This window comes from Croceicoccus marinus, from assembly GCF_001661675.2.
GTDB classification, from domain to species: Bacteria; Pseudomonadota; Alphaproteobacteria; order Sphingomonadales; family Sphingomonadaceae; genus Croceicoccus; species Croceicoccus marinus.
In genome coordinates this window covers 432,436-454,082 of record NZ_CP019602.1, presented here as the reverse complement: position 1 = coordinate 454,082, position 21,647 = coordinate 432,436, and the positions used below count along the sequence as shown (strand labels likewise).

The 21,647-nt window shown below is 67.4% G+C and carries 20 protein-coding genes; 6 read left to right on the top strand and 14 right to left on the bottom strand.

All coding sequences use genetic code 11. The annotated features are described in order from the left end of the window. Window positions 1–108: 108 nt before the first annotated feature. On the top strand, window positions 109–1,059 hold the full coding sequence (locus tag A9D14_RS02255; RefSeq protein WP_066842592.1) for a DUF3137 domain-containing protein: 951 nt from the start codon (window positions 109–111) through the stop codon (window positions 1,057–1,059). 43 nt (window positions 1,060–1,102) lie between these two features. On the opposite strand, the gene A9D14_RS02250 is transcribed toward A9D14_RS02255, so the two are convergent. The 5 genes from A9D14_RS02250 to A9D14_RS02230 are packed head-to-tail and all read right to left on the bottom strand — an operon-like array spanning window position 1,103 to window position 5,141. Beyond that, window positions 1,103–2,272 carry a carboxynorspermidine decarboxylase gene (locus tag A9D14_RS02250; protein ID WP_066842590.1) on the bottom strand — a complete coding sequence of 390 codons (1,170 nt, stop codon included), beginning with the start codon at window positions 2,270–2,272 and terminating at the stop codon, window positions 1,103–1,105. Further along, window positions 2,272–2,676, bottom strand: coding sequence for a VOC family protein (locus A9D14_RS02245; protein ID WP_066842589.1), 405 nt, complete (start codon window positions 2,674–2,676; stop codon window positions 2,272–2,274). Before A9D14_RS02245 ends, A9D14_RS02250 begins: the two co-directional genes overlap by 1 nt. A gap of 42 nt (window positions 2,677–2,718) precedes the next feature. Continuing rightward, window positions 2,719–3,114: a hypothetical protein gene (locus tag A9D14_RS02240; RefSeq protein WP_083987543.1), complete on the bottom strand. Its 396-nt coding sequence runs from the start codon at window positions 3,112–3,114 to the stop codon at window positions 2,719–2,721. 15 nt (window positions 3,115–3,129) lie between these two features. Then, window positions 3,130–3,930: an alpha/beta fold hydrolase gene (locus tag A9D14_RS02235; RefSeq protein ID WP_066842587.1), complete on the bottom strand. Its 801-nt coding sequence runs from the start codon at window positions 3,928–3,930 to the stop codon at window positions 3,130–3,132. Then, complete coding sequence (locus A9D14_RS02230) at window positions 3,930–5,141, bottom strand: saccharopine dehydrogenase family protein (protein ID WP_066842586.1); 1,212 nt, start codon at window positions 5,139–5,141, stop codon at window positions 3,930–3,932. Before A9D14_RS02230 ends, A9D14_RS02235 begins: the two co-directional genes overlap by 1 nt. A gap of 184 nt (window positions 5,142–5,325) precedes the next feature. On the opposite strand from A9D14_RS02230, the gene A9D14_RS02225 reads away from it, so the two are divergent. Continuing rightward, a complete protein-coding gene (locus A9D14_RS02225) occupies window positions 5,326–5,757 on the top strand; it encodes an MAPEG family protein (RefSeq protein ID WP_066842585.1) in 432 nt (143 codons plus the stop codon). Here the strand turns inward: A9D14_RS02225 and A9D14_RS02220 are convergent. The 6 genes from A9D14_RS02220 to A9D14_RS02195 all read right to left on the bottom strand — a co-directional run bounded on the left by A9D14_RS02220 (window position 5,754) and on the right by A9D14_RS02195 (window position 13,601). Continuing rightward, window positions 5,754–6,962, bottom strand: a complete 1,209-nt coding sequence (locus tag A9D14_RS02220) for a class I SAM-dependent RNA methyltransferase (RefSeq protein WP_066842583.1) — start codon at window positions 6,960–6,962, stop codon at window positions 5,754–5,756. The genes A9D14_RS02225 and A9D14_RS02220 overlap by 4 nt on opposite strands. Continuing rightward, window positions 6,959–8,395: a bifunctional ADP-dependent NAD(P)H-hydrate dehydratase/NAD(P)H-hydrate epimerase gene (locus tag A9D14_RS02215; protein WP_066842581.1), complete on the bottom strand. Its 1,437-nt coding sequence runs from the start codon at window positions 8,393–8,395 to the stop codon at window positions 6,959–6,961. Before A9D14_RS02215 ends, A9D14_RS02220 begins: the two co-directional genes overlap by 4 nt. Window positions 8,396–8,408: 13 nt before the next feature. After that, window positions 8,409–10,265, bottom strand: coding sequence for a dihydroxy-acid dehydratase (gene ilvD / locus A9D14_RS02210; protein WP_066847952.1), 1,857 nt, complete (start codon window positions 10,263–10,265; stop codon window positions 8,409–8,411). Window positions 10,266–10,382: 117 nt separating this feature from the next. Continuing rightward, window positions 10,383–11,114, bottom strand: a complete 732-nt coding sequence (locus A9D14_RS02205; RefSeq protein ID WP_066842579.1) for an N-formylglutamate amidohydrolase — start codon at window positions 11,112–11,114, stop codon at window positions 10,383–10,385. Further along, on the bottom strand, window positions 11,111–11,941 hold the full coding sequence (locus tag A9D14_RS02200) for a 4-(cytidine 5'-diphospho)-2-C-methyl-D-erythritol kinase (protein ID WP_066842577.1): 831 nt from the start codon (window positions 11,939–11,941) through the stop codon (window positions 11,111–11,113). Before A9D14_RS02200 ends, A9D14_RS02205 begins: the two co-directional genes overlap by 4 nt. A 13-nt stretch (window positions 11,942–11,954) precedes the next feature. After that, window positions 11,955–13,601, bottom strand: a complete 1,647-nt coding sequence (locus tag A9D14_RS02195) for an electron transfer flavoprotein-ubiquinone oxidoreductase (protein ID WP_066842575.1) — start codon at window positions 13,599–13,601, stop codon at window positions 11,955–11,957. Window positions 13,602–13,756: 155 nt separating this feature from the next. Between A9D14_RS02195 and A9D14_RS02190 the strand changes: the two genes are divergently transcribed. From A9D14_RS02190 to moaB, 3 genes are all read left to right on the top strand, one after another. Next, entirely contained in the window at window positions 13,757–14,584 is an 828-nt protein-coding gene (locus A9D14_RS02190) for a uracil-DNA glycosylase family protein (protein ID WP_066847949.1), read from the top strand. A 111-nt stretch (window positions 14,585–14,695) separates the two neighbouring features. Continuing rightward, window positions 14,696–16,492, top strand: a complete 1,797-nt coding sequence (locus A9D14_RS02185; protein WP_066842573.1) for a lytic transglycosylase domain-containing protein — start codon at window positions 14,696–14,698, stop codon at window positions 16,490–16,492. 10 nt (window positions 16,493–16,502) lie between these two features. After that, on the top strand, window positions 16,503–17,030 hold the full coding sequence (gene moaB, locus A9D14_RS02180) for a molybdenum cofactor biosynthesis protein B (RefSeq protein ID WP_066842571.1): 528 nt from the start codon (window positions 16,503–16,505) through the stop codon (window positions 17,028–17,030). Between the two features lie 3 nt (window positions 17,031–17,033). On the opposite strand, the gene A9D14_RS02175 is transcribed toward moaB, so the two are convergent. After that, window positions 17,034–17,570, bottom strand: a complete 537-nt coding sequence (locus tag A9D14_RS02175) for a YcxB family protein (protein WP_157668108.1) — start codon at window positions 17,568–17,570, stop codon at window positions 17,034–17,036. Window positions 17,571–17,623: 53 nt separating this feature from the next. On the opposite strand from A9D14_RS02175, the gene A9D14_RS02170 reads away from it, so the two are divergent. Beyond that, window positions 17,624–18,721 carry a PA0069 family radical SAM protein gene (locus tag A9D14_RS02170; protein WP_066842567.1) on the top strand — a complete coding sequence of 366 codons (1,098 nt, stop codon included), beginning with the start codon at window positions 17,624–17,626 and terminating at the stop codon, window positions 18,719–18,721. Here the strand turns inward: A9D14_RS02170 and A9D14_RS02165 are convergent. Further along, on the bottom strand, window positions 18,718–19,311 hold the full coding sequence (locus A9D14_RS02165; RefSeq protein WP_232468717.1) for an SOS response-associated peptidase: 594 nt from the start codon (window positions 19,309–19,311) through the stop codon (window positions 18,718–18,720). The two genes, A9D14_RS02170 and A9D14_RS02165, sit on opposite strands and share 4 nt — an antisense overlap. Before the next feature lie 73 nt (window positions 19,312–19,384). Next, window positions 19,385–21,511, bottom strand: a complete 2,127-nt coding sequence (locus A9D14_RS20250) for a TonB-dependent receptor (protein WP_087910535.1) — start codon at window positions 21,509–21,511, stop codon at window positions 19,385–19,387. Window positions 21,512–21,647: the final 136 nt, after the last annotated feature.

Sequence of the window (21,647 nt, the reverse complement as noted above, 5' to 3'; positions counted from 1 at the left end):
CGCAATTCCCTTGCGATTCGCCGCTCCGCCACGCAGCCTAGGCAGTGCGTGGCTGCAAGGAAAGGGCGATGGGCAGAGCCCCCCTCGCCCGATGCGTCGGAGTGGACGATGATCGAACTGCCGCAAGCCCGAACCCTGATGGCCGGCCCGCTGGGCGGGTGGCTGCGGGAACAGAAGGTAATGCGCAGCGAGGCGCAGGCCCAGGCGCTGAAGCGGATCTGGATCGCCGCGGCGGTGCTGGGGCCGGTCCTGCTGATCGCGTGGATCGCCCTGCCTGCCGATTTCCCGGTCAAGGCGGCGGCGACGGGTGTGATCCTGACCTTTGCATGGGGATGGACGCGGCGGCCCGTCAACGCGGCGCGCAAGTCGGTCAAGACCGGCATCAACCAGGCCATCGCGAAGTCGCTGGGCCTGAATTTCACCCTCGACACGCTGTCCGGCACCGGCTTCCGCCGTGCCAAGGCGCTGGGCATGGTGCCGCACCACGACCGCGCCCGCTTCGAGGATCACTGGGCGGGCGAGATCGCCGGGCACCATTTCGAACTGCACGAGGCGAAGCTGGAGGAACGGCGCGGCAGCGGGAAGAACCGCCGCTGGGTCACGGTGTTTCGGGGCGCGATCGTCACCATGCAATATGGCCGCGGCATCCATTCGCGCACGCTGCTGCTGCGCGAGGGCAGGCACACCGGCCTTTTCGGCGGGCGCAAGGATTCGGTCAGGCTGGACGGAGAGCGGTTCGAGGCGGTGCCGGTCGTCCATCCCGATTTCGAGGACAGTTTCGATGCGTGGACCACCGACCCGGTCGAGGCGCGCTATCTGATCCACCCCGCCTATGTCGAACGGCTGATCGAGATCGAGAGCAGCTTCGCGGGCAAGGACATCTGCGCGCTGTTCGACGGGCGGCACGAGCGCGGCGACATGGTGATCGCGATCCGCACCAGCAACATGTTCGAAAGCGGCAAGATGGACGCGGGCATGGACGAGCACATGGTGGCGCGCACCATCGAACAGTTCGGCACGCTGGCAAGGCTGGCCGAGACGATGAACGAGTTCCGCTAGGCGCGGCGGGGGCGGCGGGGGCGGCGGGGGCGGCGGGCGCCGATCAGCTCAGCCGGTCGCGAAAATCGCGGTAGCCGAAGGTCTTCACCTTCTCGAGCAGGCCGCTGTCCGAATCCCACAGCCAGATCGAGGGCAGCGGCACGCCGTTGAAGGTCGTGGTCTTGACCATCGAGTAATGCGCCTGGTCGAGGAAGGCGAAGCGCGTGCCCACCGCCTCGCCCGGAAGGCCGTAGTCGCCGATCACGTCGCCCGCCAGGCACGACGGGCCGCCCAGCCGGATCGGTTCGACGTCCTCGCGCTCATGCAGCATGGCGGGGCGATAGGGCGCCTCGAGCACGTCGGGCATGTGGCAGGTGGCCGAGATGTCAGTGATGCCCAGCTTCATCTCGTTGTAATGGGTGTCGAGCAGGGTGCCCACCAGGATGCCCGCGTCCAGCGCCACCGCCTCGCCCGGTTCGAGATAGATCTCGCACCCGGTCATGTCGCGCACGTCGATCAGGAACTGCACCAGCTCGTCGCGCTGGTAGTCGCTGCGCGTGATGTGGTGCCCGCCGCCGAAATTCAGCCATTTGAGATCGGGGATCACATATTCGATATGCGGCAGCAGCGCTTCCCAAGTGCGCTTCAACGGCCCCAGGTCCTGTTCGCACAAGGTATGGAAATGCAGCCCGTCGAGCCCCTCGACATGCTCCTCGGTCAGCTGGTCGACCGGGAAGCCCAGCCGCGAATGCGGGGCGCAGGGATCATAGCGCGGCACTTCGCCTTCGGGGTGGAGCGGATTGACGCGCAGGCCGACGTCGAAGGTCTCCCCCCGGTTGCGGGCGGCCTCGACGATGGGGGCGAAGCGTTCGCGCTGCATCGGCGTGTTGAAGATGACGTGGTCGGACAGGCGGCAGATCTCCTCCATGTCCTCTTCCTTGTAGGCCGCGCAGAAGGTCGCGATCTCGCCGTCGTAATGCTCGCCCGCCAGCATCGCTTCCCAAAGGCCCGAGGTGCACACGCCGTCGAGATATTCGCCGATCATCGGCGCGACCGACCACATCGAGAACGCCTTCAGCGCGGCCAGCACCTTGCAGCCCGACCGGTCGCGGATATCGGCCAGCACGCGCAGGTTCTGTCGCAGCTTGGCGGCGTCGACCACGAAGGCCGGGCTGTCGACCAGGTCGAGGTCGAAATTCGCAAAGGCTCCGGGATCGCCGGCGCGGGTTTCCATCAGTCTGGTTCCTTCCTGTCGCGCGTGCCTGCGCAGGCGATCCACCAGGTGATGCCGCCGGGATCGCGAAAGCCGCCACGGTAATCGCCGTCGTCGCGCTGCATCGGCTCCTGCACCCTTGTCGCGCCCAGCGAAAGCGCGCGGTGCCAGATATCGTCGATGTCGGGCATGTAGAAATGAAGATGCGCCCCGGCCGCGGGCCATTCGCGGCTGGCCTCGCCCATCATCAGCACGGCCTCGCCGATGCGGATCGCGGCGTGGCGGATGCGGCCGCCGTCATCCTGCGTCACCGACAGGCGCCTGCCGCCGAACAGCTTCTCGATGAATTGCAGCGAAGCCTCGGGGTCGTCCAGCACCGCATAGGGCGAGATCGCCGGATAGCCCGCGGGTTTGCAATCGGTCATGGCTATGGCTCCTTTCCAAAGAGCGTGCGCGCCCCTTTCGTGTCAGTCCACGCACATTGCGCGGACCGCCTTGCCGCCCACCACCTCGGCAAAGCAGCCGAACAGCGCGTCGTCGGCCTGGCAGGTGCCGACGATCTGACCGTCGGGGCCGTCGTCGGGCGCGGTCACGCATTTGCCCGCGCATTGCCGGGTGTAGGTGCACTGCCTGCCCGCGTCGGGATAGGGATGCACGCACATCAGCGTCTGCGCCCTGCCCCTGCGGTCCAGCATGCCGCCCTGCGCCATGCATGCGGCGGCGTCGGGCGCGGGCATGACCGGGGCGACATCGCGCGGCGCATCGGGCATGCTATCGGCTGGCGGATCGCCATGACATCCGGCCAAAGCCAGAACGCCTGCCAATGCGGCTGCCCGCGCCAGTGCCGCCCATCCTGCCTTCATGCCCTCTCCTGTCGTTCAGCGCGCGCCGATGTCCTGCTGCGCGAGCCATTCGGTGACCAGTCCGGCGAAGCGAGCCGGGTCGCTCTCTGGCAGAAGATGGCCCGCGCCTTCGACCACTTCAAGCCGGCCCTGCGGCGCGACATCCGCCAGCACGCGCGTGGGTATGGCAAAGGCGGGGCGAGTTTCCGACCCCATCGCGGCGATCACCGGCAGGTCCAGCGCGCGCAGATCGTCGGCGGTGATTTTGGTCGGCGGCACGCCCTTGCCCATCATCAGCGGGATCGTGCGCGCGTTCGACAGCGCGATGCGGCGGCGATCATCAGGCAGGTCGGCAATGAAACCGGGATGACCGACATTGTCGAACAAACGGTGCGCGGCGGCTTCCTCGCCCTGTTCGGCCAGTACTTCGCCCACGGGGCCGAAGCAGGCGGCGGCATCCGCGCCGAAGCGGTGGCGCAAATCGTCATCATCGACAAAGCTGCCGATCACCGGCTCGTACAGCACCAGCGCCGCGACCAGGTCCGAGCGCCGCTGCGCCAGCAGCAGCGCGGGGTGGCAGCCATAGGACCAGGCGACGACCACCACCGGGGCGTCCATCGTCGCGTCGATGAACTGCTCGAGGTCGGCGGCATGACGCTCCGTGCCGAAATCGCTGCCGTCGCCGCGCCAGGCGGCGGCACCGAAATAGGACAGGGTGATCGCCCGCACATCGACATCGAAGGGCAACGCATCCAGCACCGGCCCCCATGTGCGCGCATCCCCCAGCGCGCCATGGACGAAGAGCATCGGGTAAGGTTCGGCAGCGCGTTCCGTCATCAGAACGGCAGCGGGCCGTCAAGCTCCTCCACGCTCCACGGCAGGCCGTGTTCGTTCAGCATCTCCATGAAGGGATCGGGATCGAACTGCTCCATGTTGAACACGCCCTCACCCTTCCACTTGCCGGTCAGGATCATGGCCGCGCCGATCATCGCCGGGACGCCGGTGGTATAGCTGACGGCCTGGTTTCCGGTTTCCTCATACGCCTTTTCATGGTCGCAGATGTTCTTGATGTAGAACGTCTTCTCGCCCGATCCGTCCAGCGCCTCGCCGGTGGCGATGTCGCCGATATTGGTCTTGCCCTTGGTCGTCTCGCCCAGGCTGGAGGGTTCGGGCAGCACGGCCTTGAGGAACTGCAGCGGAATGATCTCGCGCCCTTCGTACATCACGGGGTCGATGCGGGTCATGCCCACGTTCTGCAGCACGGTGAGGTGCTTGATGTACTCCTCGCCAAAGGTCATCCAGAAGCGCGCCCGCTCCATCTCGGGCACGAAACGGGCGAGGCTTTCCAGCTCCTCGTGGTACATCATGTACATCGTCTTCTCGCCGACCTCTTCGAAGCCGAAGGTCTGCTTGACGCCCATCGCCGGGGTCTCGACGAACTCGCCATTCTCCCAGTGACGCGCAGGCGCGGTCACTTCGCGGATGTTGATCTCGGGGTTGAAATTGGTCGCGAAGGCCTGACCGTGATCGCCGCCGTTGCAGTCGAGGATGTCGAGCAGGCGGATGGTCTTCAATTTGTGCTTCTTGAGCCACATCGCGAACACGCTGGTCACGCCGGGGTCGAAGCCGCTGCCCAGCAGCGCCATCAGGCCCGCGTCCCTGAACCTGTCCTGATAGGCCCACTGCCAGTGGTATTCGAACTTCGCGACGTCCTTGGGCTCGTAATTCGCGGTGTCCATGTAGTGCACGCCCGCGTTGAGGCAGGCATCCATGATCGACAGGTCCTGATAGGGCAGCGCCAGATTGACGACGAGGTCGGGCTTTACCTGTTCGATCAGCGCGGTCGTGGCCGCGACATCGTCGGCGTCGATGGCGTGGGTGGGCACGGTCACGCCGGTGCGCTGCTTCACGCTGGCGGCGATGGCCTCGCATTTGGACACGGTGCGGCTGGCCAGCACGATTTCAGAGAAGATGCCGCTGTTCATGGCCATCTTGTGCACCGCGACCGAGCCGACCCCGCCCGCGCCGATCACCAGAACCTTGCCCACACTGCATCTCCTTAAAGCGCGCCCCGCGGCATGGCGGGGCCATAAATCCATGAAGGCGCCGATATAGACCCGCATCGGTGACACGCAAGCGACAGCAGCGCGGCACAGGGGGCGAAATCAAAGCTTTTGACAGCACAGGCGGTCGGCGGCACTGTTCCGCCACCGGGGAGAATGGGGAACATCCATGGCCGATACGACGATACTGATACCTGCCGCCGCGCTGGTGGTGTGGACGGTGGTGATGTTCTTCTGGATGCTGATCCACCGGATGGGCCTGTTCCGGCAGCATGGCATCAATGTCGCCAAGATGCCGCCCGGCGCGGTCGGCGGCGACATCGCCCGCGTCGCGCCCGAGGCGAAGGACTGGGTGGCGCAGAACTACAACCATCTGATGGAGCAGCCGACGATCTTCTATGCAGCCTGCGTCATCCTGTCGCTGGGCGGGGCGAGCGGTTACGACGTGGGGCTGGCGTGGTTCTATGTCGTGGTGCGCGTGGTCCACTCGGTATGGCAGGCGCGGGTCAACGTGGTGTCGGTGCGCGCGGCGCTGTTCGTGGTGTCGAGCCTTGCGCTGGTGCTGCTGGCGATCCGCGCGTTCCTGTCGGTGCTGGGCTAGTCCCTCTCAAACAAGCTGGCGAGTTCCACATGGGTCGACCAGCGGAACTGGCCCACCGGGCGCAGTTTGACGAGGCGGTATCCGCCCGCCACCAGCGCGGCGGCGTCCTTGGCCCAGCTCGACGGATTGCAGCTGATATAGCAGATGCGCGGCACCGCGCTCTGCGCCAGATGGGCCACCTGCTCCTTCGCCCCGGCGCGCGGCGGGTCGAGCAGCACCGCGTCGAAGCGGGCCAGTTCGTCGGCCTGCAGCGGATTGCGGAACAGGTCGCGGTGCATGGCGAAGACTTGCCGCTGCGCGATGCCCGCCGCCGACTTGCATGCCAGATGCGCGTCGCGCGCGGCTTCGACGGCCAGCACTTTCGCGCCGCCTGCTGAACTTTTGGCCGACAGGGCGAAGGCGAAGGTGCCGAGGCCGGAGAACAGGTCGGCGGCATGTTTCGCGCCCGCCAGCCATTCGCTCGCGGCGGCGACCAGCGCCGCCTCGCCCTCTCGGGTAGGTTGCAAGAAGCTGCCCGGCGGCAGCGCTACCGGCACGCCAGACAGGGTGACGGTCGCGGGCTCGGGCTCCCAATGGGTTTCGGGGCCATAACCGTCGTTCAGCGTCAGCCGCGCGAGGCCGTTCTGCTGCGCAAAGGCGATCAGCGCCTCGGTCTCGGCCAGCCCCTCGGGCGTGTAGCCGGTGATGTTGCAGTCCACCCCCTGGTCGCAGAGCGTCAGCTGGATGTCGGCGGACAGGCGCTTGCGGCCAAAGCCGGCGATCAGGCGGCGCAGCGGCGCGACCAGATCGAACAGTGCGGGCACCAGCACCTCGCACTGGTGCATGTCGACGATATTGTGCGAGCGTTCCTCGCGAAAGCCGATGCGGGCCGATTTTCCGCGCGCCTCGGCGTGCAGCGTGGCGCGGCGGCGGCTGAGCGGCGGGGAAAGTTCGGCGGGTTCCAGCGCTTGGGGCTCCAGCCCCTGCCCCTCGGCGGCATTGGCGACGCGGCTGGTGACGAAATCACGCCAGCTTTCCTCGTCCAGCTGCTGCAGCTGGCAGCCGCCGCATTGCGGGAAATGGCGGCAGGGCGGCTGGGCGTGATGCGGGCCCGGCGTGATAGTGCCATCGGGCGCGACATCGTCGCCGGGGGCGGTCAGCGCGACAAAGCGCCCGTCCTGCGTCTGGCCATCGCCCTTGGCGGCGATGCGTGTAATGATACTCATAGGGCGGCGCACATAGCATCGCGCACCGATTCCGCCAGCATCGCGGCAGTGAAATCGGCACCCGTGCGGCGCGCGGCCTCTGCATGCAGCCACACGGCTTCGGTCGCGGCGCGGAATGGGTCGCCCGTCACCGCGAGGCGCGAGGCGGTCAGCCCCGCCAGCACGTCGCCCGTGCCCGCGACCGACAGCCAGCTGGGCGATGGCGGCGCATAGGCCAGCGCGCCGCCGGGCGAAGCGACCAGCGTGTCCGCGCCCTTGGCAATCACGACCGCCCCCGCCGACTGCGCAAGGCAGAGCGCGCGGCAGGGCTTGGTGCCCTTGCCGGAAAGGCCGAACGATTTTTCCAGCGCGGCCATCTCGCCCTCATGCGGGGTCAGCACCAGCGGCCCAGTGCGATCGGTGCGATCCGCACGGTCGGCCAGCTGCAGCAGGGTCAGCGCATCGGCATCGAGCACCAGCGGATGCCCGCAATTCAGCGCCGCCTCCATCCGCTCACGCGCCTGGTGGTCGCGGCCAAGGCCGGGGCCGCACAGCACCGCGGCGATGCGATCGTCGGACAGGGCCTGCGGGAGCGTCATCGCGCCCGGCGCGCGCAGCACGACCAGATCGGCGGGCGCGCCCGACAGAGGCTCCTGCGCCAGCAATTTGACATAGCCCGACCCGCCCAGCGCCGCCGAGCGCGAGGCCAGCAGCGCGGCACCCGCCATTGGACCAGCGACCATCGCGACCAGCCCGCGCCGGTATTTATGCGCGTCAGCCGCGGGCGCGGCGATAGAGGGCCTGCCGATCAGCCGCGCGCCGCCCGGTTCGGTGTCGCAGCCGATGTCGACCAGCCGCGCCTGCCGCCAATGCGCCATGGCGGGCATCAGCACATGCGCAGGCTTCCACGCGCCCAGCGCGATGCAGAGGTCGTAATGCGGCAGTTCGTCGATCAGCAATTCGCCGCTGTCGGTCGCGACGCCGCTGGGCAGGTCGATGGCGATGCGCCGGTGATGCCGCGCGGACAGTTCGTGCAGCATGTCACGCAGCACGCCGGTCACTTCGCGGTTGAGGCCGCTGCCGAACAGGCAATCGACCAGCACCGTGCCCTTCGCCTCGGCGGCATCCACGACCGGCCCGGAATAGAGTGAGGCCGCGCGTTTCGCCGCATCGGTGGCGGGGGGCAGCGCGGCGACCAGCTGCACTGGAAAGCCGCGTTCGCGCAGGGTTTCGGCGATCACATAGCCGTCGCCGCCATTGTTGCCGGGGCCGCACAGCACGGTGACGGGCGCGCCGCTGGCGATGCGCCAGACCCATTCAGCCGCGCCGCGCCCGGCCCGCTGCATCAACGTATGAACATCGGTGCCCGCATCCATCAGCCTCTGTTCCGCATCACGCATCTGCGCGGCGGTCAGCACCTGATCGGGCGCGATCGGGTGCGGCTGATGGTGCATGTCCGGCGTCTCTTTACCGGCGATAGAGCTGGTCGACGTCGCGCACTGCCCCGCGTGAAGCACTCGTGGTCATCGCGGCATAGGCGCGCAGCGCGTCGGACACCTTGCGCGGGCGCGGGTGGACGGGTTTCCATGCGTCGTCGCCCTTCGCCTCCATGTCGGCGCGGCGGCGGGCCATTTCGGCGTCGCTGATCATCAGGTCGATCGTGCGGCCGGGAATGTCGATGGCGATGGTGTCGCCCGTCTCGACCAGACCGATCGCGCCGCCCTCGGCCGCCTCGGGCGAGGCGTGGCCGATCGACAGACCGCTGGTGCCGCCCGAAAAGCGCCCGTCGGTAACCAGCGCGCAATCCGCGCCCAGCCCCTTGGATTTCAGATAGCTGGTCGGGTAGAGCATTTCCTGCATCCCCGGCCCGCCGCGCGGTCCTTCGTAGCGGATCACCACGACTTCGCCCGACTTGACCTCGTTGCCGAGGATGCCGACGACGGCGGCTTCCTGGCTTTCATAGACGCGCGCGGGGCCGGTGAACTTCAGGATCTTCTCATCGACGCCGGCGGTCTTCACGATGCAGCCGTCGCGGGCGATATTGCCGAACAGCACCGCCAGCCCGCCATCCCTGGAAAAGGCGTTCTCGGCATTGCGGATCACGCCATTGTCGCGGTCGGTATCGAGTGATTCCCAGCGGCGGTTCTGGCTGAAGGCGGTCTGCGTCGGCACGCCGCCGGGCGCGGCGGCATAGAAATTGCGCACGCTGTCCGAATTGGTCTGGGTGATGTCCCAGCGCGCGATCGCCTCGCTCATCGAACGGCTGTGGACGGTGGGGCATTCGCCGTTGATCAGGCCGGCGCGGTCCAGCTCGCCCAGGATCGCCATGATGCCGCCTGCACGGTGGACGTCCTCCATGTGCACGTCGGACTTGGCGGGTGCGACCTTGGAGAGGCAGGGGACATGGCGCGACAGGCGGTCGATGTCCTCCATGGTGAAATCGACCTTGGCTTCATGCGCGGCGGCCAGAAGGTGCAGCACCGTATTGGTCGACCCGCCCATCGCGATATCCAGGCTCATCGCATTCTCGAACGCGGCGTGGGACGCAATATTGCGCGGCAGCGCGCTTTCGTCGTCCTGTTCGTAATAGCGCTTGCACAAATCGACGATCAGGCGCCCCGCTTCGCGGAACAGAGCCTCGCGGTCGGCGTGGGTGGCCACCATCGACCCGTTGCCGGGAAGGGACAGGCCCAGCGCCTCGGTCAGGCAGTTCATCGAATTGGCGGTGAACATGCCGCTGCAAGATCCGCAGGTGGGGCAGGCGCTGCGCTCGATCGCGGTCACTTCCTCGTCGGTATAGCTCTCGTCCGCGGCGGCGACCATCGCATCGACCAGGTCGAGCGCGTGCTCCTTCCCCTTCAGCACGACCTTGCCCGCCTCCATCGGTCCGCCGCTGACGAACACGACCGGGATGTTGAGGCGCATAGAGGCCATCAGCATGCCGGGCGTGATCTTGTCGCAGTTCGAGATGCAGACGATGGCGTCGGCGCAATGCGCATTGACCATGTATTCGACGCTGTCGGCGATGATGTCGCGGCTGGGCAGCGAATAAAGCATGCCGTCATGGCCCATCGCGATGCCGTCATCGACCGCGATGGTGTTGAATTCCTTGGCAACCCCGCCCGCCGCCTCGATCTCGCGCGCGACGAGCTGGCCCAGGTCTTTCAGATGCACGTGGCCGGGCACGAACTGGGTGAAGCTGTTGCTGATCGCGATGATCGGCTTGCCGAAATCCTCGTCCTTCATGCCGGTCGCGCGCCACAGCCCGCGCGCACCCGCCATGTTGCGGCCGTGGGTGGTGGTGCGTGAACGATAGGCAGGCATTGTCAGGGACTCCGGTGGTGTTTTGTTGCGCGTCAGGCGCATTCAGCAGCGCCTCTAGCGCAGGCGCCACTGTAACCGAAGCAAGAATTCCTGTCCCGCCCCAATCCTGCGGTTGGACTAAGGCTTCAGCAACTCGTCGGTGCGTTTCGCGACGTCGGCGATCATGTCGGCCCAGCGCGCCTGTTCGCGTTCGTTGCGGATCAGGTCGTTGCGCACCTCGATCGCCAGATAGGGGCGGCCATGCGCCTCGCCGTGGCGGTTCATCGTGGCGTTCAGCTGCTTGCCCGAATAGGGTTCGTTGTCGCCCACCGTCAGCCCGTATTCGCGAAACAGCCGCATGGCATGCGCCGCCGCATCGCCCTGTTCGTTGTAGAGCAGGCCGACCTGCCAGGGGCGCTTCTTGCCCGGATCGCTCGCCATGGCGGGGGTGAAGCTGTGGAGCGAGACGATCAGGCTGGGCGCGGCGTCCTCCAGCCATTCCTCCATCGCGTCGTGATAGGGGCGGTAGAAGCGCTTCAGCCGCCCTTCGCGGTCGGCGCCGATATTGCCGGGGATCAGGACGCCGTCGCTTTCCTGGGGGATGAGCCTTGAGTGATCCTCCTCGCGGTGGAGGTCGATGACCAGGCGGCTGACATTGCCGAGATGCGCGGCGATCTGGTGGCGGCGGGCCATGCGGTCGGCCACGGCGCCGACACCGATGTCCCAGCCGATGTGATCGTCCAGCTGCGCCCGGGTGATGCCCAGTTCCATGTCATCGGGCACGCGGTTCGATGCGTGGTCCGAAACCAGCACGATACCGCCCCGCACCGGCGTGCCGATGCGGCGCCAGCTTTCGGTTTCCTCGATCACAGAAGCGTCCCGCTCATCTGCCACCAGTCGGGATGGCGCATCGCGATCTCCGCCGCGCCTGCATCGCGCGCCTCGGCGGTTTCATACAGGGCAAAGCAGCTGGCGCCCGAACCCGACATGCGGGCCAGCCAGGGATAGGTAGCCTTCAATGCGCCCACGACCTGCCCGATCGCGGGCACCAGCGCGCGGGCGCCATCCTCCAGATCGTTGCGCGCCTTGGGCACGATCTCGCGCAAGGTGCCTTGGGCCAGCGGTCCCTGGTCCAGCCCGTTCCACGCCTTGAACACCGGGCCGGTCGCCAGCGGTTTGCGCGGATTGACCAGCAGCACCGCCATGCCGGTCAGTTCGCTGTCGATCACGTCGAGCTCCGTCCCGGTGCCGGTGCCGCGCGCGGTGCGGCTGACGACGCAGGCGGGCACGTCCGCGCCCAGCCGCGCGGCGCGTTCCTGCCAGTCTTCGGGCCAGCCATGACTATCGCAGATCAGCCGGATCAGCGCGCCCGCATCGGCGCTGCCCCCGCCCAGCCCCGCCGCGACGGGCAGGTTCTTTTCCAGCGTGACATGCCAGCCGTCCGGCCCATCCGCGCCGGGGCGCGGAAAGGCGTTCAGCGCCTGCATCAATATGTTGTCGCCCACCGAGGAGCCGCCCAGCGCAGCGGCGAACTCGCCCACGACCTGCAAGCGGTCCTCCGCCTGTCCGGTTGTCACCGACAGCACGTCGCCCGCATCGACGAAGGCGAAGATCGTCTCGATATCGTGATAGCCGTCGGCCCGCCTGCCCCGCACGTGCAGGGCCAGGTTGATCTTGGCGTAAGCGGTGGCTTTCAAACGGGGGTGGTCCCTACATGTTAGGATAGTTGGGTCCGCCGCCGCCTTCGGGGGTGACCCAGTTGATGTTCTGGGTCGGGTCCTTGATGTCGCAGGTCTTGCAGTGGACGCAGTTCTGCGCGTTGATCACGAACTTGGGATCGCCCTCTTCCACGCCGACGAATTCATAGACCCCCGCCGGGCAATAGCGCGCCGAGGGGCCGGCAAAGACCGGCAGGTTGATCTTCAGCGGAACGTCCTTGTCCTTGAGCTGAAGGTGGCAGGGCTGGTCTTCCTCGTGATTGGTGTTCGACAGGAACACGGATGACAGCCGGTCGAAGCTGATCACCCCGTCGGGCTTGGGGTACTCGATCGGCTTGAACAGATCCGCGCGCATCAGCCTGTCGCAATCGCGGTGATGCTTCATCGTGACGGGCAGGCCCATCTTGAACGTGCGCATCCACATGTCGACGCCCGCGATCACGGTGCCCAGCCCGCCGCCGAACTTGGCGACCGCGGGTTCGGCGTTCCTGACCTTCTTCAGCTCGTCCGCGATCCAGCCTGAGCGCAGCGTGGTTTCGTACTCGAACACTTCGTCATTGGCGCGGTCGGCGGCGATGGCAGAGGCGATGCTTTCGGCGGCCAGCATGCCCGATTTCATCGCGGTGTGGCTGCCCTTGATGCGCGGCACGTTGACGAAGCCCGCCGCGCAGCCGATCAGCGCGCCGCCGGGGAAGGTCAGCTTGGGCACCGACTGCCAGCCGCCCTCGTTGATGACGCGCGCGCCGTATGACACGCGCTTGCCGCCCTCCAGGATCTTGCGGATGTCGGGGTGCTGCTTCCAGCGCTGGAATTCCTCGAACGGATAGAGATAGGGGTTCGCGTAATCGAGCGCGACCACGAAGCCCAGCGCCACCTGGCCGCCCGCCTGGTGATAGATGAAGCCGCCGCCCCACGCGTCGTTTTCCGAAAGCGGCCAGCCCTGCGTGTGGATCACGCGGCCCGGAACATGCTTTTCGGGATCGATGTCCCACAATTCCTTCATGCCCAGCCCGTAGGTCTGCGGCTGGCAATTGGCTTCCAGGTCGAAACGCGACTTCAGCTGCTTGGTCAGCGACCCGCGCGCGCCCTCGGCGAACAGCGTGTACTTGCCGTGCAGTTCCATGCCGGGCTGATAGTCCGGCTTGTGGCTGCCGTCGGCGGCCACGCCCATGTCGCCGGTCGCCACGCCCTTGACCGAACCGTCGTCGTTCCAAAGGATCTCCGCCGCCGGGAAGCCGGGGAAGATCTCCACGCCCAGCCCCTCGGCCTTTTCGGCCAGCCAGCGGCACAGATTGCCTAGGCTGCCGGTATAATTGCCGTCGTTCGTCATGAACGGGGGCAGCATGATTTCCGGCATGGAATATTTGCCGCCGCGGGTCAGCGACCAGTGCATGTTGTCGGTGACGGGCGTATCGGCCATCGGGCAGCCGTCGTCGCGCCAGTCGGGCAGCAGCTCGTCCAGCGCGCGCGGATCGACCACCGCGCCCGACAGGATGTGCGCGCCGATCTCGGACCCCTTTTCAAGGACGCAGACTTCGAGCGCGTCGTTCACCTGCTTGAGGCGGATCGCCGCGGCCAGTCCCGCAACGCCGCCGCCGACGATGACGACATCATAGGGCATGGATTCGCGTTCGGACATGACAGGCTTCCTCTTGTGGCGTGGTCGGCATGCGCTGGGCCAGACCGTACTCTCTCTTGCATCAGGACTTGATTGCAGAACGCGGCGTGGTCAAGGGTAGGCGCGAAAAATCGGATTCCCATTCGGGCAGCGCATTGACCTCTTCCAACGATCCCATGGCAGGGCCTGACGGCCGATCGGGCGGCGACAGTTCGGCGCACGCCGACAATGCGGCCCTGATCGAAAGCTGGTCCGCGTTCTGGGCCGATGCAGGCGTCGACCTGGCCTTCGATGACAAGCCGCGCGACTGGATTGCCGAGGGGGCGCCGCCCGCCGAAGCGGCGCAGCCACGCGATGCCGATGCGCCCCGCCCTAATCGGCCCAGCCCCAACAGGCCCAGGCCCGCCGCGCCGCAGCAGGCGCCTGCGCCAGGGATCGGCGGAGACGCGCAGGGCTGGCCGGCTACGCTGGCGGCCTTTCGCGACTGGTGGATGAACGAGCCGGCGCTGGATGCAGGGCCGGTCGCCGACCGCGCCGCCCCGGTGGGAGAGGCAGGCGCAAGGCTGATGGTGCTGGTCACCGACCCCGCCTCCGACGATGGCGGCACACTGCTGTCGGGCGAGGACGGGCGGCTGCTGGATGCGATGCTGGCGGCGATGGGGCTGACGCGCGGCGACTGCTATCTTGCGTCCGCGCTGCCGCGCCATATGCCCGCCGCCGACTGGCGCGCGCTGGAGGCCGAGGGGCTGGGCGCGTTAATGCGGCATCATATCGCATTGGCGGCCCCGCGTATGTTGGCGATCTTCGGCGCGGATCTGGTCAATCTGCTGTCGCCGGAGCGATTCGACGCCCCCTCGGCGCAAGGGGCGATCATGGTGGAAAGCGGCGGAGATGCGCGGGAAATCCCGCTGCTGGCAAGTTATCCACTGGCGGTCATGCGCAGCAGGCCGCAGGCAAAGGCGCTTTGGTGGGGGCGCTGGCTTGCGCTCTCACGCCCGGCTTGACGAAAGCGCGCCGGGGATTCACCCTTCGCGCGATATCGTTGTTACCCTCGGGCGCGGGAAAGCGCCCGGTCTTTGCGCTGGCTGGAACAGGCAAGAAGGAACCGCTGATCCATGGCTGCCACTTTGTCCCGGCGTCTGACCGGGTCCCTGATCTCTTTTCTCGCGGTGGCCGCGCTGGGCGCCGCGCCCGCGCAGGCCAATGTCGCGAACGCCGTCGCCGCGGTCGAGCAATCGGCCCATATCCCCGCGCAATTGAGCGATGAGGACCGCGCCTTCTATGCCGAGGTCTTCCGCCAGATCGATGCGGAGAACTGGGCGCAGGTCGATTACATGCTGGCGCAAAAGCCCGACGGGCCGCTGACGCAGCTGGCGCTGGCCGAATATTACCTTGCCCCCACCTCGCCCCGGATCGAACTGCCCGCGCTGAACGCATGGCTGTCGCGCGGCACCGACCTACCGCAGGCGGGCCAGATCGGACGGCTGGCGCTGAAGCGCGGGCTGGAATCGGCGCCTAGCCTGCCCAGCACGCAGCGCCTGGTGTCGATCCGCGCGCCCGAAAAGCGCACCCGTCCGCGTTCGGTGGGCGACGGGTCGATGCCCGAGAGCATCGCCAGCGCCATTCTGGAGCGCATCAGCAACGACGATCCCGGCGGCGCGCGCATCCTGCTGGATGGGGTGGACGCCGGCCTTACCTCCAGCGCGCGGGCCGAATGGCGCCAGCGCGTGGCATGGTCCTATTATATCGAGAATGACGACAACAACGCGCTGAACCTGGCGCGCAATGTCGCCAATGGCGGTACCGGCCCGTGGGTAGGCGAAGGCTGGTGGGTCGCGGGGCTGGCCGCATGGCGGCTCAACAATTGCGAGATGGCGGCCGACGGCTTCACCCGCGCCGCGCAGACCGCCGACAACCAGGAACTGCGCGCCGCCGCGCATTACTGGGCCGCGCGCAGCTTCACCCGCTGCCGCCAGCCCGACGAAGCCGCACCGGCGCTGCGCAATGCCGCGGGCTATTCCGAAACGCTGTACGGCATGCTGGCCGCCGAACAGCTGGGCATGCGCCTGCCGCCGATCCAGTCGGGCACCGGCTTCGATCGGGGCGACTGGAACGCGCTGGCCGGCAATCCCAATGTCCGCACCGCGGTCGCCCTGACCGAGATCGGGCGCGAGGGGCTGGCCGACGAAGTACTGCGCCACCAGGCGCAGATCGGCAGCGCGCAGCAGTATCAGCCGCTCGCCCGGCTGGCGCGCACGCTGGGCCTGCCCGGCACGCAGCTGGCGATGGCCTATGCCGCGCCGCCGGGGACCAAGCCCGACAGCGCCACGCGCTATCCGCTGACGCGCTGGCAGCCGGTGGATGGCTGGCGTGTCGATCCGGCGCTGGCCTTTGCGCACACGCTGCAGGAATCGCGGTTCCAGCCCGAGGCCGTCAGCCCCGCGGGCGCGGTCGGGCTGATGCAGATCATGCCGATCACCGCGCGCCACCATGCAGGGCTGGGCCTTGGGCAGAGCACATCGGCGCTGCAGGATCCGCCCACGAACATGAGCTACGGGCAGCGCCATCTGGAAATGCTGCGCGATTCCAGCGGCACGCAGGGTCTGCTGCCCAAGATCATGGCGGCCTATAACGCGGGCCTGTCGCCGGTGCAGCGCTGGAACAGCGAGATCAACGCACAGGGCGATCCGCTGCTATGGATGGAATCGATCCCCTATTGGGAAACGCGCGCCTATGTCGCGATCGTGACCACCAACTACTGGATGTACCAGCGCCAGCTGGGCCGCGATTCCGACGCGCGCGAGGCCTATGCCCAGAACCTGTGGCCGCGCTTTCCGGGTGTTTCGGGCAGCGATGCGGTGGCGATGCACGGCAAGGAAGTCACTTCCGGCACCGTGCGCAGCGGGGGCTGAGGACAGGCACATGGCGATCGACGAAAGCCGGGCATTCAAGCCGATCAATATCGCGCTGCTGACCGTGTCCGACACGCGCACGCGCGAGAACGACACCAGCGGCGACATATTGGCCGAACGGATTGCGGCGGCAGGCCATCATCTGGCCGACCGGGCGATCATCCGCGACGATGCCGAGCTGATCACCGCCGAACTTCACCGCTGGATCGAGGATGAGGAGATCGACGCGGTCGTGACCACCGGCGGCACCGGCCTGACCGGCCGCGACGTGACGCCCGAGGCGCTGGACCAGGTGAAAACGCGCGCGATCCCGGGCTTTGGCGAACTGTTCCGCTATCTGTCGTTCAAGACCATCGGGACCAGCACGGTGCAATCGCGCGCCTGCGCGGTGGTGGCGCGGGGCACCTATATCTTCGCGCTGCCCGGATCGAACGGCGCGGTGAAGGACGGGTGGGACGGCATCTTGGCCGAACAGCTCGACAGCCGGAACCGGCCCTGCAATTTCGTCGAGCTGATGCCGCGGCTCAGGGAGAAATAGGGGCTAGTTGCGCTTCACGCCCGCCGCGCGAAGCCTTGCGATCAACTCGGGCGCCTCGCCTTGCAGATCGGCCTTTGGCACCAGGTTGAAGAACATCTCGGTCTGGTACAGCAGGACGATATTCGCGGTCTCGTCCCAGCGATAGAGTTCGCCGAGCCTGATCCGCGCCTCGCCGCGTTCGCTGGTGAAGCGGACTGACCCGTCATCCCATTCGAAACTGCCGGGCGCGCGCAGCGCAGCGCTCTGGCGGAACTGGCGGCGGCCCAGCTGCGGCACCAGCCACAGGTTGATGACGGCAAGCGCCAGCGGCACCGCGACCAGGAAAGCAAGCGAAGCGCGCGAGAGCCGGCCATAGAACGCCAGGTCCAGCGCGATGAGCAGCGCCAGCAGCGCCAGCACCGCAATGAACAGCCGGCCCACCAGCCCGTGCGTCATGCGCCGGACCATGTGGCGGCGCATCGCCTCGACCACCATATCTTCGGTCACTTCATAGCTGTAGGGGCCGCGCGTTATCACGCCAGTGGCATAGGAGGGCGGCATGAACAAATCCATAAGTTCTTGTTTTGTTCTTTGCCGCCGCGTAATTTGCCGCCATGCCGAGTCGCCCCCATCCCGCGCATCACGAGGTCGAGCGAGGCCGCGGCGCGCCCAGCAATGCGGTGCCGCAGCGCTTCGGCCTGGCCGAACGGCTGGCGGACGGCGACTGGCTGGACGAGGTGGAGATCATCGACGGCGCGGCGGGCCGGCGGCGCACCACCGTGACCGAGGAGCATCCGCGCTCGATCCTGACCTTCAACACATCGCCCGACATCGGTTTCGACCGCTCGATCAATGCCTATCGGGGATGCGAGCATGGCTGCATCTATTGTTTCGCGCGGCCGACCCATGCCTATCACGATTTGTCCCCCGGCCTCGATTTCGAGACGAAGCTGTTCGCCAAGCCCGACGCGGCGCAATTGCTGCGCAAGACACTGGCGAAGCCGGGCTATGCGCCCCGCCCGATCGCGATGGGGACGAACACCGACCCCTATCAGCCGATCGAGGGGCGCTATCGCATCACGCGCGCGATCCTGGAGCTGTGCCTGGAAGTCCGGCACCCCGTCACCATCACCACCAAGTCCGACCGGGTGCTGCACGACCTCGACCTGCTGGAGGAGATGGCGCGCCGCCGGCTGGTCGCGGTCGGCATTTCGGTCACCAGCCTAGATCCGCGCCTGTCGCAGACGCTGGAGCCGCGCGCGCCCTCACCCGCAAAGCGGCTGGCGGCGCTGGCAAGGCTGGCCGAAGCGGGCGTGCCAACCCATGGCATGATCTCGCCCGTCATCCCCGCGATCACCGACGAGTTCATCGAACGCACCGTGGCACGCCTGGCCGAAGCGCGGGTGAACAGCGCGGGCTGGATCATGATGCGCCTGCCGCACGAGGTTGCGCCGCTATTCCGCGAATGGCTGGACGTGCATTACCCCGACCGCGCGGCCAAGGTTATGGCCCTGGTGCAGGACATGCGCGGCGGGCGCGACAACGAGCATCGCTTCCACGAACGCTTCAAGCCGCAAGGCGCCTGGGCCGACATGCTGCGCGCCCGCTTCCGCGTCGCCCTGAAACGCAGCAGCATCCCCCAGCGCCGCGCGGAACTCGATTGCAGCGCGTTCCGCCCGCCCTCGCTCGACGGGCAGCTGGCGCTGTTCTAATGCGCCGCCGCGCGCTGCACCCATGGCTCGGCGGTGCGGTCGACATGCATAGGCCCGGCATAGGGCGCGCACAGGGCCAGCGCCTGCTCGCCCGTCCCGCGCAGCCAGATGTCGCGGCTGCCGGGGTCCAGCAGCACCGGCGACCGGTCGTGCAGGCCCTGTACCGCAGGCGCTGCGTCGGTCATCACCATCGAGAATACTGCGCCCCATTCGTCGCTGTGCCGCCAGATGCCCGCCGCGGTGAAGACCGGCTGATCGGGCAGGCTGAACCAGCTGCGCGTCTTGCCGCCGCCGGGTCCTTCGGCTTCCGCGAAGGCGGTCATCGGGATCAGGCAGCGCCGCTCGGCAAAGCTGTAGCGCCACATGAAGCTGTCCAGCCGGTCGCAGCGCGCATTATTGACCGGCCTGGGCTTCAGCATCCGCCCCGACTTGCCCTTCACCGACAGCGGAAAGCCCCAGACCATCCCGCGCAGGGCGGCCCCGTCGAACACCATGCCCGGATAGCCGGGAAACACTTCCTCGCCCATGTTGACGCCCGGCGGGGCATCCGTGCCGAACAGGCGCGCAACCTCGTCGGCGGCTTTCGTCATGCGATAGAGATTGCACATGGACGAAAGCTGCCGCGCATGGAGGCCGCTGTCAAAGGCGCAGCGAGGTCCCGCCCTAAAGGCTGATGCGCACGCTCAGCCGGACATTGCGGCCCGCCATCGGCACGAAGTCCTTTGTCACGCTGGAATGGCGGCGGCCCTCGACGTCGAAGACATTGTCGACCTGCCCGATCAAGGTCAGGTTGCGATTGCCGCGCCACGGCTTCCACGCCAGCGAGGCATCGACCATGGTGAAGCCGTCCGTCGGCGTCTCATATTCGGCGACGCGGTCCTGATCGTCGTACAGGCCCAGTTCGACGCGCCCTTCCAGCTGGGTCGTCGTCGCCGTCAGCGCATAGCGGCCCGAGAGCGGCGGGATCAGCGGAACCGGCGATCCGTCGCCAAGCTCGGCATGGACATAGCTGGCGGAAATCTCGTTGCCGATCGTCACATCGCCCAGCGTCACCAGCGGGAATGCGGTCTCCGCCTCGAAACCGATATAGTCGGCATCGTCCTGCAATTGCTGGAACACGGGCAGGTCGTCCTCTTCCTCGCCCGTGGCGGCAAGATAGATGTAATCGTCGAAGCGGGTCGCAAAGCCCGTCAGCGAGAAGGTCGCAGGGCCCAGCGCGCCGCGCAGATAGGCTTCGATCCCAAGCGCCTTTTCGGTGTCCAGGAACGGGTCGCCCACCTCGAATTGCTGGGTCGCGGGGTGCGGGCCGTCGGCATAGAGCTCCTCTGCCGCGGGGGCGCGTTCGACCCGGCTGGCGTTGACGCCGAAACGCAGGCCCTGCGCGGTTTCATGCCAGACGCCGACCGCGCCCGAGACACTGTCGAAACCGCGCGACGCATAGCCGTCCGCCGACAGATCGGCGCGTTCGTAGCGGCCCGCCACTTCCAGCGTGACCGCATCGAAATCGAGTTCCTGAAGCGTGAACAGCGCATATTGACTGGTAGTGCTGGGCGGCACGAAAGCCTCGGCGCCGACCGCGTCGAGTTCGCGGCGATAATATTGTGCGCCGACGGACCCGCCGCCATTCGCGCCCAGCAGGCCGCCGCGCTGGACCAGTTCCACGCGCCCCTCGATGCCATTGACGTCGAAGACGGTGCCGGTCTCGCCGTTCTCAAGCTCGGTATGGGTGTAGTTGGTCACGCCCCAGCGGGTCCTGACCTCGGCGAACGGGCCATCGTCGAACGCAAGCGATCCGCGCAGATCGCCGCGCCACTGGCGCATGTCGATGTCGACGGTTTCGTGATCGTGGCCCTCCTCGTCGTGGCCGTGATCCTCCTCGTGCCCTTCCTCGTCGTGGTCCTCGCCTTCCTCCTCATGCGCGTGACCCGCGCCGGGGCGCAGCGGCACGCCATAGAAGGTGTCGTAAAGGCCGACCGACACGCCGAGCGTGGCGCGGTCCCCGATCCATGACACGCCAGCACCCGCCGACCATGTCTCGGTATCCGAGTTCTCGACGATGCCGCGCACATTGGCGGCCTCGATCAGTTCCTCGGCTTCTTCGGGCTCGTCCGCATGTTCGGCGGCTTCGGCCAGCAGTTCGGCGCGCAGACCATCGCTAAGCGCATAGCCCGGAATCTCGAGGTCGTCGGTCTTGCGCCACGAACCGTCGACATGAACGACGAATTCACGGCCTAGCGGCGCGTCGATAGATCCGCCGATCTGGCGCAGGTCGGACGCGGTATCGGTGGCAGCTGTGCCGTCGAAGTGCACCGGCTCGTCAGGGATGCGCAGCGGGATGCGGCGGTCGATGACATTGACCGCGCCGCCGATGGCCGAACTGCCATAGAGCAGGCTGGCGGGTCCTCGCAGAACCTCGATCCGGTCGGCGGTCAGCGGGTCGATGGTGACCGCGTGGTCGGCCGAGGTGTTGGATGCGTCGATGGCGCCGATGCCGTCGGTGAGGACCCGCACGCGCTCCCCCTGGAAGCCGCGCAGCACGGGGCGCGAGGCGCCGGGCGCAAAGCCGGTGGCCGACACGCCGGGCAGGTTCGCCAGCACGTCGCCGATCTGGCCCGCCATCTCGCGCTGCAATTCGACGCCGCTGACGACCGAGGTACCGGCGAGCACGTCCAGCCTGCCGACGCCGCTGCCGGTGACGATGATCTCGGGGCCGTGGAAGTCGTCGTCGTCATCGACATCGCCCGCTGGCGGAGGCGCCTCGGCCTGCTGGGCATGCGCGGCGAGCGGCATCAGCCAGGCGGCAGCGCCAAGAAGGAGGGACAGGCGGCGAGTGGGTCGAGCATGATATAACATATCATCGCCGATAATCCGCAGCGCGCGCCCGATCAAGAGGCTTGTTGCATCCGCACAATGTTTTTTAGGGGTC